The sequence below is a fragment of the Thalassospira sp. CH_XMU1448-2 genome, from assembly GCF_037027285.1.
GTDB classification, from domain to species: domain Bacteria; phylum Pseudomonadota; class Alphaproteobacteria; order Rhodospirillales; family Thalassospiraceae; genus Thalassospira; species Thalassospira profundimaris_C.
Genome location: NZ_JAYMEA010000001.1, coordinates 302,800 through 316,196, shown reverse-complemented (window position 1 = coordinate 316,196; position 13,397 = coordinate 302,800). Strand labels below are relative to the sequence as shown.

Annotated in this window: 14 protein-coding genes; 11 read left to right on the top strand and 3 right to left on the bottom strand. The window is 55.3% G+C overall.

What is annotated here, in order from left to right; translation table 11 throughout:
• Positions 1-68 precede the first annotated feature (68 nt).
• The 6 genes from dut (at position 69) to WA318_RS01445 (ending at position 4,676) form a co-directional block, all read left to right on the top strand.
• Positions 69-533, top strand: a complete 465-nt coding sequence (gene dut / locus WA318_RS01470) for a dUTP diphosphatase (protein WP_336079639.1) — start codon at positions 69-71, stop codon at positions 531-533.
• Between the two features lie 117 nt (positions 534-650).
• Positions 651-1,106: an RrF2 family transcriptional regulator gene (locus WA318_RS01465; protein ID WP_008888834.1), complete on the top strand. Its 456-nt coding sequence runs from the start codon at positions 651-653 to the stop codon at positions 1,104-1,106.
• 202 nt (positions 1,107-1,308) lie between these two features.
• Positions 1,309-2,259, top strand: a complete 951-nt coding sequence (cysK, locus tag WA318_RS01460; RefSeq protein WP_114096850.1) for a cysteine synthase A — start codon at positions 1,309-1,311, stop codon at positions 2,257-2,259.
• Positions 2,260-2,404: 145 nt separating this feature from the next.
• Positions 2,405-3,409, top strand: coding sequence for a hypothetical protein (locus WA318_RS01455; RefSeq protein WP_336079638.1), 1,005 nt, complete (start codon positions 2,405-2,407; stop codon positions 3,407-3,409).
• Positions 3,410-3,451: 42 nt separating this feature from the next.
• Positions 3,452-4,255, top strand: coding sequence for a HesA/MoeB/ThiF family protein (locus WA318_RS01450; RefSeq protein WP_336079637.1), 804 nt, complete (start codon positions 3,452-3,454; stop codon positions 4,253-4,255).
• Positions 4,245-4,676 carry a DsrE/DsrF/DrsH-like family protein gene (locus WA318_RS01445; protein WP_114096321.1) on the top strand — a complete coding sequence of 144 codons (432 nt, stop codon included), beginning with the start codon at positions 4,245-4,247 and terminating at the stop codon, positions 4,674-4,676. The genes WA318_RS01450 and WA318_RS01445 overlap by 11 nt, the downstream gene beginning before the upstream one ends.
• 47 nt (positions 4,677-4,723) lie before the next feature.
• Here the strand turns inward: WA318_RS01445 and WA318_RS01440 are convergent, their stop codons facing one another.
• Positions 4,724-5,416, bottom strand: coding sequence for a LysE family translocator (locus WA318_RS01440; protein ID WP_336079636.1), 693 nt, complete (start codon positions 5,414-5,416; stop codon positions 4,724-4,726).
• Between the two features lie 101 nt (positions 5,417-5,517).
• Between WA318_RS01440 and WA318_RS01435 the strand changes: the two genes are divergently transcribed.
• Positions 5,518-6,435 carry a LysR substrate-binding domain-containing protein gene (locus WA318_RS01435; protein WP_336079635.1) on the top strand — a complete coding sequence of 306 codons (918 nt, stop codon included), beginning with the start codon at positions 5,518-5,520 and terminating at the stop codon, positions 6,433-6,435.
• Between the two features lie 32 nt (positions 6,436-6,467).
• On the opposite strand, the gene WA318_RS01430 is transcribed toward WA318_RS01435, so the two are convergent.
• On the bottom strand, positions 6,468-7,508 hold the full coding sequence (locus tag WA318_RS01430; protein ID WP_114096318.1) for a LacI family DNA-binding transcriptional regulator: 1,041 nt from the start codon (positions 7,506-7,508) through the stop codon (positions 6,468-6,470).
• A 50-nt stretch (positions 7,509-7,558) separates the two neighbouring features.
• Positions 7,559-8,890 (bottom strand): GH1 family beta-glucosidase, encoded by a 1,332-nt coding sequence (locus WA318_RS01425; RefSeq protein WP_336079634.1) that lies wholly within the window; start codon positions 8,888-8,890, stop codon positions 7,559-7,561.
• 228 nt (positions 8,891-9,118) lie between these two features.
• Here WA318_RS01425 and WA318_RS01420 point away from each other — a divergent pair, with 228 nt between their 5' ends.
• From WA318_RS01420 to WA318_RS01405, 4 genes are all read left to right on the top strand, one after another.
• The gene (locus WA318_RS01420; protein WP_336079633.1) at positions 9,119-10,363 is read left to right on the top strand and encodes an ABC transporter substrate-binding protein; all 1,245 of its coding nucleotides are present in this window, start codon (positions 9,119-9,121) and stop codon (positions 10,361-10,363) included.
• A gap of 84 nt (positions 10,364-10,447) precedes the next feature.
• Positions 10,448-11,404, top strand: a complete 957-nt coding sequence (locus tag WA318_RS01415) for a carbohydrate ABC transporter permease (protein ID WP_258548571.1) — start codon at positions 10,448-10,450, stop codon at positions 11,402-11,404.
• Between the two features lie 2 nt (positions 11,405-11,406).
• Positions 11,407-12,261: a carbohydrate ABC transporter permease gene (locus WA318_RS01410; protein ID WP_336079632.1), complete on the top strand. Its 855-nt coding sequence runs from the start codon at positions 11,407-11,409 to the stop codon at positions 12,259-12,261.
• Positions 12,262-12,266: 5 nt separating this feature from the next.
• The gene (locus WA318_RS01405; protein ID WP_336079630.1) at positions 12,267-13,346 is read left to right on the top strand and encodes an ABC transporter ATP-binding protein; all 1,080 of its coding nucleotides are present in this window, start codon (positions 12,267-12,269) and stop codon (positions 13,344-13,346) included.
• The last annotated feature ends 51 nt before the right edge of the window (positions 13,347-13,397 follow it).

Here is a 13,397-nt window from a genome sequence, read left to right as displayed (position 1 = left end):
CACGACCCTGATCGTGCAGGCAATAACGCATATCCCGGTTCAGACCGGGCCATAAACAAGGATGGAATATGTCGGCTCTTAGCGTTGATTTGAAACAGCTGCCCCACGGGGCGGATTTGCCGTTGCCCGAATATGCAACCGCCCAGTCCGCAGCCGTCGACTTGCAGGCCGCAATCGCGGGCAAGCTGGTTCTGGCACCGGGAAAACGGGCGCTGGTCGAAACCGGTATTGCAATTGCCCTGCCCGCCGGGTTCGAGGCGCAGGTACGTCCGCGTTCGGGGCTTGCTGCCAAGAACGGGGTCACGGTTCTGAACAGTCCGGGTACGATTGATGCCGATTATCGCGGCGAGATCAAAGTCATCCTGATCAATCATGGCGACGAAGCCTTTGAAATCGAACGTGGCATGCGCATTGCCCAGCTTGTGGTCGCCCCGGTGACACAGGTGGCATGGCGGGCCGTGGATGATCTTGATGAAACTGCGCGCGGCGCGGGCGGTTTCGGATCGACCGGGACGGCAAGTCCGGTCAAATGATTTGCACCTGCCGGGCCGGTTTGCGGTTTGGCAGGGGTTTGATGGTTGCTCTGACGAAACCAGGTTTGCATGTCATCTGGGGGGATGGCCGGACCACAAGGGGAGTAAGATGAAACGATGCTAAAGCTTTCAAAAAAGATGCTGTTTGCGATCGAGGCGGTCGTGGATATTGCCTATAACGCGGCGGGTGAGCCGGTCCAAAGTCGAGATATCACCGCGCGTCAGGGCATTCCGAAACGTTACCTTGAACAGACCCTTCAGCAGCTGGTGCGTGCCGATATTCTGGTGGGTGTGCGTGGACCGCGCGGCGGTTATCGACTGGCGCGTGAACGCCGCCGCATCACGCTTGCCGATATAGTTTCGGTCATCCGGTCGATGGAAACATCCGACGATCCGATCGAGGATCCGGCAGGATCGCCGCTGGGCAAGGAAGTTGTGCGTCCGCTTTGGCGTGAATTGCAGGACGAAATGATGAAGCAGCTTGAAAAAATCACGGTCGAGGACCTGTGCAACCGTGCCCGTGATGCGGGTCTGCGCAGCGGGATCGAAGAGTCCCCTGATTTCATCATTTAGTCTTCTGGGCTGGCAGCGGAGTGGTGTATTCTTATTCAACAGGATTCCGCTGCAATTTTCGATAAACTACAGGCATCAGGAATGCCGTCTGCCAGCAGATTTGTAAAAATTTCTTCTATCCATTTGACCTTGTGGGATAGCGATATAAATACAAATGCATCGTGTGCTTGATGGCAAAAATACAGAAACGTGCGAGGAAAACATGACTGAGTTTCGCGGCAAGATTTACGACAGCATCATTGACACCATTGGCGCAACGCCGCTGGTGCGCCTTTCACGTCTGGCCGAAGCCGAAGGTGTGAAAGCCGACCTGATCGGCAAGCTTGAATTCTTCAACCCGCTGGCCTCGGTCAAGGACCGTATCGGTCTGGCGATGATCGAGAATGCGGAGAAAACCGGCAAGCTTAAACCGGGCGCAACCCTGGTCGAGCCAACCTCGGGCAATACCGGTATTGCGCTGGCATTCGTTGCAGCGGCCAAGGGGTACAAGCTGATCCTGACCATGCCTGAAAGCATGTCGCTTGAACGTCGCAAGATGCTGATGCTTCTGGGTGCGCAGATTGACCTGACCCCGGCAGCCAAGGGCATGAAGGGTGCGGTTGCCCGTGCTGAGGAACTGGTGGCCGAGATTGATGGCGCTATCATGCTCCAGCAGTTTGACAACCCGGCAAACCCGGAAGTTCATCGCAACACCACGGCCGAGGAAATCCTTAAGGATACCGCCGGCAAGGTCGATATCTTTGTTGCCGGTGTTGGCACGGGCGGCACGCTGACCGGTGTTGGTGAAGTGTTGAAAAAACATAACCCGAACATTCAGATTGTGGCGGTTGAACCCGAAGACAGCCCGGTCATTTCCGGTGGCGCACCCGGCCCGCACAAGATTCAGGGCATTGGTGCCGGTTTCATTCCGGGCAACCTCAATACCGATGTGATTGATACGGTCATGACCATTGGCAACGAGACCGCCTTTGCCACCGCACGCAAACTGGCTGCGGTTGAAGGCCTTCCGACCGGTATTTCGTCAGGTGCAGCGGTGGCTGCGGGTATTGAACTTGGTCAGAAGCCGGAAAATGCCGGTAAACGCATCGTGGTCATCATCCCGAGCTTTGCTGAACGTTACCTGTCGACTGCCCTGTTCGAAGGTCTGCAATAAGTTCTTTGCCAGACGACCAAATATAACAAATTCAAAGGTCCGGCGTATCGCGCCGGGCCTTTTTTGCTGTGTGGCCTTTGCCCGCTACTGGATGTTGGATGCCATCGTCCCAATCTGAAGGATAGGGCAGAAACGGGACATGTGCATGACGTCAAATGATCGAAAAATCAGGCATTTCAGAGCATCCGGATGGATCGGGATGCTGTGTCTGGTTGTGGCTGTTTTTTGTTTCGATATCAAAACAGTAAGGGCTGATCACGGCGAGCACAGCCTTCGGATCGTTGTTGCCGATGATGTTCTGGTCGATTATGAGAAATTCCGGGACGGTCGCGATCCGCTTGCCATCACATCCTTTGACGGTCCGCACAGCCGCCGTGATGTCGTTGAGGTCGTTCTGATCCAGCAGGCCCTGAAAAAGGGCGGCTGGCGCGGGGCCATCAATCTGATTGCCGGCGGAAATTATGCGCGCATGATGCAGATGATCGCAGATGGCGAAGCAGACCTTACCGGTTCTTCAACATGGTTGCGCGACATTGAACATAAAGGGGACAGGATTTCCCCATCCGGGGCCGTGATTCCCAATGGCCGGTTTGAGGCCGGGTTCTATATGCGGGCAGACAGCCCCAATCGATCGAAAATTCGCAGTTTACGCAGCCTCCAGCGATTACGCGGGGTGTCAAACCGGACCTGGAAACCCGATTGGCAGGCCTTGGGCAAGCTGGGTCTTGTTGATTTACTGCATGTGCCAAACTGGGAATTGATGGTGCAATTTGTCGCCGAGGGCCGGGCAGATTTCCTGTTGGCACCGTTCCAGCCAGGCCCGAAAATGGAGCTTGTGGTCAATGATGTGCATTTACTGCCAATCGAAGGCTACAAGATTGCCCTTGATGGCAGCCGTCATTACGCCGTAACGCGGGTTACGCCCTATAGCCACGATCTGATTGTTGCAATCGATCAGGGATTGCTGGAACTGCAAAAGATCGGCCGGATTGATCAGGCCTATCGCCAGTCCGGTTTTTTCCATCCGGCAGTGAAAAACTGGACAATGATTGGCTCAGACGGGTTCGGGCAATCGGGGAATTCGATGGAAAATCAAATCTTTTCCTTGAGAGATGTGACGGGCAGGCTATATCCAGAAGCTAGGTTCTGACCCTAGTTCCCTTGATCCGTCCTGACAGGATAGTTTGACCGCGTGACCGATTTCGATTTCAGCGAAAATGAAGTGCAGCGCTATGCCCGCCACATCGTTCTTAAGGATGTGGGCGGTACTGGCCAGATGAAGCTCAAGCGTGGGCGGGTTCTGATCGTCGGGGCCGGTGGCCTTGGATCGCCGCTTGCGATGTATCTGGCCGCGGCCGGTGTTGGCACAATCGGCATTGTTGATGCAGATACGGTCGAGCTTTCCAATCTTCAGCGCCAGATCGCGCATGGCATGAAGGATATTGGCAGCCCCAAGGTCGATAGTGCGAAATCAACCATGCTTGATATGAACCCGGAAATCACGGTTCACGCCCATAATACCCGCCTTGATGCGTCCAATGTCATGGAACTGATTGCCGGTTATGACGTCATTGCTGACGGGTCGGATAATTTCGAGACGCGCTTTTTGCTTAATGACGCCTGTTATCTGGCGGGAAAGACGCTGGTATCGGGCGCGGCTCTTCGTTTTGACGGACAGGTATCGACGTTTAAGGCCCATCTGGGCGCGCCACATCCGTGCTATCGCTGCATCTATCATGCACCGCCGCCCGAAGACGCCATTCCATCCTGTGCCCAAGGCGGCGTTCTGGGATCGGTTGTCGGCATGATTGGCGGTATTCAGGCGACCGAGGTGCTCAAGGAGCTGATGGGGATCGGCGATGGCCTTTCCGGGCAGCTTCTGATCATTGATGCCCTGTCAGCATCGTTTCGCAAGATCCGGGTGCCGCGTGATCCCGGCTGCCCGACCTGTTCAGAAAACGCCACAATCAAGGACCTTTCAATCCATGAGCACTGAGACGGAAAGCCCGAAAAAACTCTCGCTGGTGGTGTTTTCCGGCAGCTTTGAAAAAGTTCATTACGCACTCGTAATGGCATCGGCGGCGCTGGCGACCGGGCGCGACGTTACCCTGTTCTTTACCATGGATGCCAGCCGTGCACTGTTTGCGCCCTCCGGATGGCGGCATTTGCGCACCGAGGCCGAAGGGGCGACCGCGACCTCGATTGACCTGAGCTATTCGACCCGCGGGATCGGCAGTTTCGAAGAATTGCTGTCAGCCTGTGCGTCGTTGGGGGCGAAATTCATGGTTTGCGAGATGGGGTTGCGTGCGCTGGGTCTGGAAAACGAAGCCACCCGCGATGAGCTTTCCATCGAAACCGGTGGTGTCGTAACCTTCCTTAATGACGCCAAGCAGAACGGCGAGATGCTGTTTATCTGATCGGGCGACACGGGAATCCGTTCCTGATCCCCTGCAGAAAGAACGGCCTAGCTTGCCATAAGCTTGATGCCAAGCCCTGCAAGGCACAAGCCGACGGCCCGTTCGATCCATGTCTTGATCGCCGCCATGCGGGGCTGCACAGCAGGGAGTGTCAGGGCTATCGCGACCAGTGCAAACCAGATCATGTGGCAGGCGGCGATATAAAAGCCATATCCGATTTCCTGCAGTATCGGGGTGTTTGGCGAAATCACCTGACTGAACAGCGATACGATAAACAGCATGGTCTTGGGGTTCAGCGCGTTGCAGGCAAATCCGGTCCAGAAAGCATGGCGATCCGCGTTGTTCCGGTTTTGATCCGGCTTCGGTGCATTTGACATTGTGGTTACCCGGACATTCACATTTTTCAGATGCCTGCGGCGACCAAAAATTACGCGAATATCTGGCCACAGGGCCGACATTCCAAGCCAGATCAGATAGCCTGCACCCAGATATCGCAGACTGTTCAAAACCCAGACATTGCTGGCAAAAACAACACCCAGTCCGATCAGGGTATAGGTCAGATGTACCGAAACACCGCTACCGATCCCGATGGCACACAGAACCCCGGCCCGCCTGCCCCGCGCAAGTGCGATGCGTGTGACCATGGCAAAGTCCGGGCCCGGACTGATGACCGCAAGAAGGGTGATGATGCCAACGGCGATGATTTCCATCGACAGGAACTGATTTGATAATTCGGGCATGGATGTGATCCTGACTAGGCTGAAAAACCGTTTGATCTGTGAGTAGATTGAGTATCAAACTGGATCAATCGTCAGAAAATCGAAAAATACCGGGAAATATTGTGAGTAATATTCACAAAAAACGCAGCCTGCCTCCTTTGGCGGCCTTGCCAGCCTTTGAGGCCGCAGCACGCCATCAAAGTTTTTCACGCGCGGCCGAGGAATTGCACCTGACCCACGGCGCCATCAGCCGGGCGGTGGCCCAGATTGAAGAACGCATGGGGGTTGATCTGTTTGTCCGTCGCAATCGCCGGGTCTGGCTGACCGCGGCGGGCGAAAGGCTGTTGAAGGCGACGGGAAGTGCGCTGGACGGGCTTGATCAGGCGGTTGAGGATATCCACCGCCATGCCGGAACCTCACCGATCCTGACGGTATCGTGCGAGCCAAGTCTTGCCATGCGCTGGCTGATGCCGCGGCTCGGGGCATTCCGTCAGGCTAATCCCGATCTTAATATCGATTTGCGTCTTGCTGGTGGCCCGGTAGATTTGCTGTCTGATGGTTGCGATCTTGCCATTCGCAGGGCCGATTACGGGATTTCGGAAGATTATATCACCACGCATTTATGGGCCGAATATGCCGGACCGGTGTGTGACCCTGATTGCTGGGAAAATATTCTTGATCGGGATTTATCCAATGCGCGCTGGCTTCACAGTCGCACCCGGCCTGATGCATGGGATGACTGGAAGCGTGCCAGTAATCTGAATGTATCGCCAGCCAGCGAGCAATATTTCGATCACTTCTTTTTTGCCCTGCAGGCGGCGGTGAACCGTCTTGGTACGGCGATTGGCCCCTTGCCGCTGGTCTATGATGATCTGGCGACCGGGCGGCTGATTGCCCCGCATGGTATGGAGCCGACCGGTTTTGACTATGTGCTGATCACGCTCGATCCACCCAAACGCGACCCGCGCATTGCGGTATTTTTTGACTGGCTGACGGGCGAAGCCGGGGATATGGGCGATGGCAGGTTGCCGGACCAATAGGGCGGATTTGGGTGCGGATATAACCGACTGGCTCAGAAATCCTCGCCTTCGCGGAATGCGGCAAGATCATCAATCCGGCGATAGGGCAGCAAGGTTTGGAGCTGTTCGGGGTTCGCCCCGCTCATCAATTCATGCAGATGTCGGGCAAGGACTTCACCGACATGTCGTTGCGGCTGATAGTAATAGGCCAGTTTTTGCTTTGACAGCATACGAAACGGCATGCCGCCAAAACCGACAACCCCGATGCCATCACGGATGGTATCCATGCCAAGTTCCATCAGGGCTTCAAGCGCCCCGATCATGGTCATCTGGCTGGCGCAGACAATGGCGGTGGCGTCGCGTTGATGGCCAAACAATTTCGTGGTGGCTTCGCGTGCGGCCCGCACCGAAACGTCCGATGGCATCCAGATCAGGCTATCGGGATCAAACCCGGCATCAACCATGGCCCGGCGGGCCCCGCGTTTGCGATAGCCAAAAAAGGTCAGGTCTTCAGGCGGGTCGATCATGCCGATCTTGCGGTGGCCATCCTCGATCAGGCGCGTGATCGCGTCATAGGCGGCCTGTTCATCATCATGATCGACAAAGGCATGCGGTGTCAGAAGTTCGGTGCGGCCAAAGCTGACAAACGGAAAATCATGCTGAAGGCAGTATTTGGCACGTTTGTCCTGAAGGGTGGTGCGTGAAAACACCACGGCATCGGCCATGCGTTGGGTATGGACCTTGCGCACCGGTTCAAGGGGATCCTCCCCGCTGGTTTGTGCCAGAACCACCAAAGAATAATGATCGGCCTCAAGCCCCTGTGCCAGGCTTTCGACCTGTGCCAAGAAGCCCGGGTCGCCGTAATCGCCGACTTCGGGTGAGTAAAGGATAGAACAGACCTGCATGGTTTTGCCGGTACGCAGCATGACGCCCCTGGCATCGGGGCGATAGCCGATTTCCTCTGCGGCTGCCTTGACCTTGGCAACGGTGTCGGATTTGACTTCCGGTCCGTCTTTTAGCGCGCGCGACACTGTCGTAACCGACAGGCCAAGGCGGTCGGCAATCGTGCGCAGGTTAGGGCGAGAAGCAGGCATGACAAGTCCGTTCTTATGTTCTTTCGGACAATCTAAGCGTCCGGCGCATCCTATGGCAATGCGTTCTGTGTAATCACATTGCGCATAAATTCATAGGACGCCTTTGGGGTGCGTTTGAGAGTCTCATAATCCACATGAACAAGCCCGAACCGCTTGTCATAGCCATAAGCCCATTCGAAATTGTCCAGCAAGGACCATGGCATATAGCCTTGAACATTCGCACCTTCGGAAACTGCGCGCAAAAGGGCATCAAGATATTCGGTGTAATAGGCAATGCGATCCTGATCGTCGACATGACCGTTATGGCCGGGGACATCGGTAAAGGCACCACCATTTTCAGTCACGAAAACCGGCGGATTGCCGTAATTCTCCTGCAGGATTTTCATGGTGCGATAGAAGCAGTCTCCGTCAATTGCCCAGCCCATTTCGGTGCGCCGGAAATATTTTGGCGGTTCGACGTGCTGGAACGGCCATGCCTTGCCTTCGGCAGCCTGGATGTAGCTCGGGAAATACTGGTTAAGGCCCTGAAAATCGACATCGGTTCTGATGGCTTCCAGATCGCCCGGCCGGATATGTGGTTCCATCCGGTCGAGAATCAGTTCCGGATAACGCCCGTAATAGACCGGATCAAGAAAGGCACCATTCCATTTGGCTTCGAAAAGCTCGATCAGATGGGCATCCTGTTCGCGACGATGCGGCAGGGTATAAGCCTTGTGCATCGGCAAGACGAATCCGACCGGCGCATCGGGATAATGATGTTTGATGATGCGGGTGGCGCGCGCATGACAGAGATTAAGATGATGGGTCACGCGCATTGCGGCACGCGGATCGGTGATGCCCGGTGCATGCCGGCCTTCTTCATGGCCAACCCAGGCGACAACATTGGGTTCGTTGAATGTGACCCACGATTTGATGCGGTCGCCCAGACGTGTCACCAGCAATTCGGTATAATCACCAAACCAGTCGACAATGTCGCGATTGGTCCAGCCACCGCGATCCTGTAACGCTTGCGGCAGATCCCAGTGATACAGGCACAGCCAGGGATCAATGTCACGTTCAAGCATGCCGTCAACCAGACGGCTGTAAAAATCGATGCCGGTTTCATTGACCTTGCCCGTGCCTTCGGGCAGGACGCGCGGCCACATGACCGAAAACCGGTAATGCCGTGCCCCCAACCCCTTGATCAGGTCAAGATCCTCGGCCCAGCGATGGTAGTGGTCGCAGGCAACGCGACCATTGTCGCCATTGGCGACCCGGCCCGGAGTGGCGCAATATGTGTCCCAGATGCTGTCGCCGCGTCCGTCGTCATCAGCACCGCCTTCGATCTGATAGCTTGAGGTGGAGACACCCCAGCGAAACCCGTCGGGGAATGATTTTGTCATGGTTGTTTCCTTACCCTCAGCGGATGTTCTTGTTGAATGCATCCAAAATCGTAACGTTTCGAAAATTCAGGCAAAAAAATATATTCGCCGCTCTCTTATCCTAATATCATTGGGTTTTGTGGATTGACAAGGGTGAATAAAGTGCTTATCAAAAAAATCGTAACGTTACGATTTTCCGTTTAAGAAGAGATCGGGCGTGAACGTATCCAATAGGGAGGAACATCCGTTATGACGAAATTTTCCAAAGTCGCAGCCATTGCGGCATTTCTGAGCGCAGGTGTCTCTGCCGGTGCGCTTCACGCCCAGACAGCAGAAGTTCTGCATTGGTGGACATCGGGCAGCGAGCAGGCCGCTCTTGCCGAAGTGCGCAAGGTGTTTGAGGCAAGTGGTGGCAAATGGGTTGATACCCCGATTGCCGGAGGTGGCAATGCCCGTGCTGCTGCAGTGAACAGGATGCTGGGTGGCGATCCGGCGGCTGTTTTTCAGTTCTCCATCGGTCAGCAACTGCGTGAGCTGGCTGATCAGGGGCTGCTTGCCAATGTCGACAAGATTGCAAACGAAGAACATTGGGACGACAAGTTACCGCCACTGATTGTCAAGGCCGCGAAATATGATGGTGAATATATCGCAGCCCCGATCAACATCCATGGCGAGAACTGGATGTTCTATAACAAGGCCGCCCTTGAAAAAGCAGGCGTGGATGTTCCCAAAAGCTGGGATGACTTCGTGGTGGCTGCGCAAAAACTGAAAGATGCCGGCATTATCCCGATCGGGCTGGGTGGTCAGCCCTGGCAGGAACGCATCATGTTCAACAGCGTTCTTCTGGGCGTTGCCGGGCGCGAATTTTATGCCGATCTTTACAGCACGCTTGATGATGACCTCCTTGATTCCGATACCATGCGCAAGGTGTTTGAAACCTTTGCAGCTCTTAAGCCCTTTGTTGATGAAGGCAGCCCCGGCCGTAACTGGAACGAGGCCACCAGCATGGTGATCAAGGGGGATGCAGCCTTCCAGTTCATGGGGGACTGGGCCAAGGGTGAAATCATTGCCGCCGGGATTGAACCGGGTACGACGGTCGGATGTTCCTTCGCCCCGGCAATTGATACGGCCTATATCATGACGGTCGATGCCTTTGCCTTCTCGGCAATGGACGGGGAAGAAGCCACACCGGCCCAGGCGAAGATGGCCCATGTGATGCTTGAGCCCGATGTGCAGATCGCCTTTAACAAGAAAAAGGGATCTATTCCGGCCCGTCTTGATGTGCCTGCGGACAGTTTTGATAGCTGTGCCCAGACCGCGATCAAGACCCTGCAGGACAAGAAAACCCACCTTGTCAGTACCGGTCTTTTCGGCGTGCCAAGTGCGGTTTCGGGTGCAATTGATGACAGCATCTCGAATTTCTGGAACAGTACGGATATGAGCCCGCAAGAGGGTCAGGCGAAGTTCCATCAAGCGATCTCCAACGCCAAGTAAGGCGAAAACTCCAGAGACTTTGCAGGGATGCGCCGCTGCAAACCGCAATATGCGGGGCAGCGGCGCCTTTACAAAGAAGCGAGAATGTCTATGGCCGATCCGGCACAAGGTGTGTTGCAGCGTTCTGTCGCACAGGAAGAAACGCAAAAAGAAGGCAGGCGGCGCTGGCGTCCGCAATGGACAGCAAGAATGGCGCTGATCCCTGCCATGATGATCACCATTTTCTGTTTCTACGGGTTCATCATCTGGACATTCGTGATTTCGCTGACGCGGTCACGTTTGCTGCCTGTCTACAAATTCACCGGCTTTGATCAATATGCCCGTCTGTTTGCCAATGAACGGTGGTGGACGGCGATGCAGAACCTTGCGATTCACGGCTTCCTGTTTATCGGTGGCTGTATCGTTTTTGGCTATTTACTGGCCATTCTGGTCGATCGGGGTGTGAAGGCCGAAGGACTGTTTCGCACTGTTTTCATGTTGCCGCTTTCGATGTCATTCATTGTGACCGGCGTGATCTGGCAATGGGTGATGAATCCCGGTCTTGGTCTTCAGGAAGCGGTGCGGGCGCTTGGCTGGGCCGGGTTTGAATTCAACTGGATCGTGCGGCCCGACCGGTCAATCTACACGCTTGCCATTGCGGGTATCTGGCAACAGGTCGGGTTATGCATGGCGCTGTTTCTTGCAGGCCTTCGCAATATTGATCCCAATATCTGGAAGGCCTCGCGTGTGGATGGCATTCCGGTCTGGCGGGTCTATTTGCATATCATCACACCGATGTTGCGCACGGTGTTCTTCACGGTCTTCATTCTGATGAGCGCGATTGTCATGAAGGCCTTTGATCTGGTCGTTGCCCTGACAGGGGGCGGTCCGGGCTTTTCATCTGACCTTCCTGCCCGTTTTGTGGTTGATCACATTCTAAACCGTCAGGAACTTGGGCTTGGTGCGGCGGGGGCGTTTGTCCTGCTTTGTACCGTGATCGCCGTAATCGCACCCTATATCTATTTCGAGCTGCAAAAAGAGCGCAGCGGGCGGGGGCACTGATCATGCGATATAATCGGCTTGCCCTTTACGGATTGCTCTGTGTGGCGGCAATCATGATCCTGTCCCCGGTTTTCATCATGATTTCGACATCGCTGAAATCCATGGATGAAATCCGCAATGGCAGCATCTTTACCCTTCCCGTCGATCCCGGATTCGCGGCATGGAGCAAGGCGTGGTTTGGCGATTGTGCCAAGACGCTCGGCGAGGGCTGTGGCGGTCTTTCGTCATCCTTCATGACGTCGGTCAAAATCGTTATCCCGGCCCTCATCCTGTCGGTCGGGCTTGGGGCGATCACCGGCTATGCCCTGGCCGCATGGAAGATGAAGGGTGCGAATGTGATGTTCGCGGCCCTTCTGGTCGGCATGTTCATTCCGCCGCAGGTAACCCTTTATCCCCTGATCATCATGATCCGTGAATTGGGGATATTTGGCACCATTCCCGGACTGATCCTTGTGCATGTGATCTGGGGTGTTGCCTTTACCACCATGATGTTTCGCAACTTTTTCAAGACGGTTCCGCAGGATTTGCTTAAAGCCGCCCGCATTGACGGTGCCGGGTTCTGGCGGTTGTTCTGGCATGTGATGTTGCCAATATCGTTGCCGATCCTTGGTGTCGCGATGATTTTGCAATTTACCTATATCTGGAACGATTTCCTTCTGGGCCTGACCTTTGGGGGACGTGCGGGACAGCCGATGACGGTTGCACTGAACAATCTTGTCGGATCGCAATTCGGCGAGAAGGAATACAATGTTGATATGGCTGCGACCATGCTGACGGCCTTGCCGACGCTTGCGGTTTATCTGCTGTCGGGGCGGTTGTTTGTGCGCGGGATTGCCGCGGGCGCAGTGAAAGGATAACGGGAATGAACGGCGTTGAACTTCGTAATGTTACCAAGGCCTATGCCGGGCTGACGGTGATGGAAGATATCAATCTTGAAATTGCCGATGGCGATTTTCTGGTGCTGCTGGGCCCGTCAGGATGTGGCAAATCGACCCTTCTGAACATGATTGCCGGGCTGGAGCCGACAACCGATGGTTCTATCCATATCAATGGACGCGACGTCACAAGTCTTGAACCGGACGAGCGCGACATTGCGATGGTGTTTCAGTCCTATGCGCTGTATCCGACCATGTCTGTGCGCCGGAATATCGGTTTTGGTCTGAAAATGCGGGGCATGCCCAGGGATGAGATCGACAAACGCGTCGCCGAGGTTGGCGATCTTTTGCAGATCACGCCGCTTCTGGATCGCAAGCCATCGCAGCTTTCGGGCGGGCAGCAACAGCGTGTAGCGATTGGCCGGGCCTTGGTACGCGAACCGTCTGTGTTCCTGTTTGATGAACCGCTTTCCAACCTTGATGCCAAATTGCGTGCCGATATGCGCATCGAGCTCAAGCGCCTGCATGAACGGCTTGGCCGGACGATTGTGTATGTGACGCACGACCAGATCGAAGCCATGACGCTTGCCACCAAGGTCGTGGTTCTCGACAAGGGCAGCATTCAACAGGTCGACACACCGGAAAATGTGTATCGCAGACCCGCAAACCGGTTTGTTGCAAGCTTTGTCGGCGCCCCGACGATGAACTTTCTTGATGGCAAGCTTTCGCAAAATGGTGACGACATTGTCTTTGACAGCGGTGCGGGATGTTTGCCGCTGGTCAATGTCCCGGCCGAGGCGCGTGATCTGATCGGGCGTCCGATGACGCTGGGCGCGCGACCCGAACATATGCTGTTTGATGAAACCGGCATCTCTTCGCGCGTTTTATTGGCTGAGCCGACCGGGCCGGATCAATATGTCCGCCTCGCGGTTGCCGGGTCGGAACTGACTGCGCGCAGTGGCCCCGAACAGATTTTCAGATCGGGGAGTGATACCAGAATCCTGATTGATGGGGCGCGAATGACATTGTTTGATTCGCAAAGCGGTCAGGCGCTTTTGACGGCGTGACATGCTGAAATGAAGCGGAACCGGCCCGGGTGGGAATGAAACCAAGACTGT

Excerpts from the sequence above, each read along its gene's own strand:
- dut (WP_336079639.1), top strand. The coding sequence starts at position 69 with ATGTCGGCTCTTAGCGTTGATTTGAAACAGCTGCCCCACGGGGCGGAT.
- WA318_RS01465 (WP_008888834.1), top strand. The coding sequence starts at position 651 with ATGCTAAAGCTTTCAAAAAAGATGCTGTTTGCGATCGAGGCGGTCGTG.
- cysK (WP_114096850.1), top strand. The coding sequence starts at position 1,309 with ATGACTGAGTTTCGCGGCAAGATTTACGACAGCATCATTGACACCATT.
- WA318_RS01455 (WP_336079638.1), top strand. The coding sequence starts at position 2,405 with ATGACGTCAAATGATCGAAAAATCAGGCATTTCAGAGCATCCGGATGG.
- WA318_RS01445 (WP_114096321.1), top strand. The coding sequence starts at position 4,245 with ATGAGCACTGAGACGGAAAGCCCGAAAAAACTCTCGCTGGTGGTGTTT.
- WA318_RS01440 (WP_336079636.1), bottom strand. The coding sequence starts at position 5,416 with ATGCCCGAATTATCAAATCAGTTCCTGTCGATGGAAATCATCGCCGTT.
- WA318_RS01430 (WP_114096318.1), bottom strand. The coding sequence starts at position 7,508 with ATGCCTGCTTCTCGCCCTAACCTGCGCACGATTGCCGACCGCCTTGGC.
- WA318_RS01425 (WP_336079634.1), bottom strand. The coding sequence starts at position 8,890 with ATGACAAAATCATTCCCCGACGGGTTTCGCTGGGGTGTCTCCACCTCA.
- WA318_RS01420 (WP_336079633.1), top strand. The coding sequence starts at position 9,119 with ATGACGAAATTTTCCAAAGTCGCAGCCATTGCGGCATTTCTGAGCGCA.
- WA318_RS01415 (WP_258548571.1), top strand. The coding sequence starts at position 10,448 with ATGTCTATGGCCGATCCGGCACAAGGTGTGTTGCAGCGTTCTGTCGCA.
- WA318_RS01410 (WP_336079632.1), top strand. The coding sequence starts at position 11,407 with ATGCGATATAATCGGCTTGCCCTTTACGGATTGCTCTGTGTGGCGGCA.
- WA318_RS01405 (WP_336079630.1), top strand. The coding sequence starts at position 12,267 with ATGAACGGCGTTGAACTTCGTAATGTTACCAAGGCCTATGCCGGGCTG.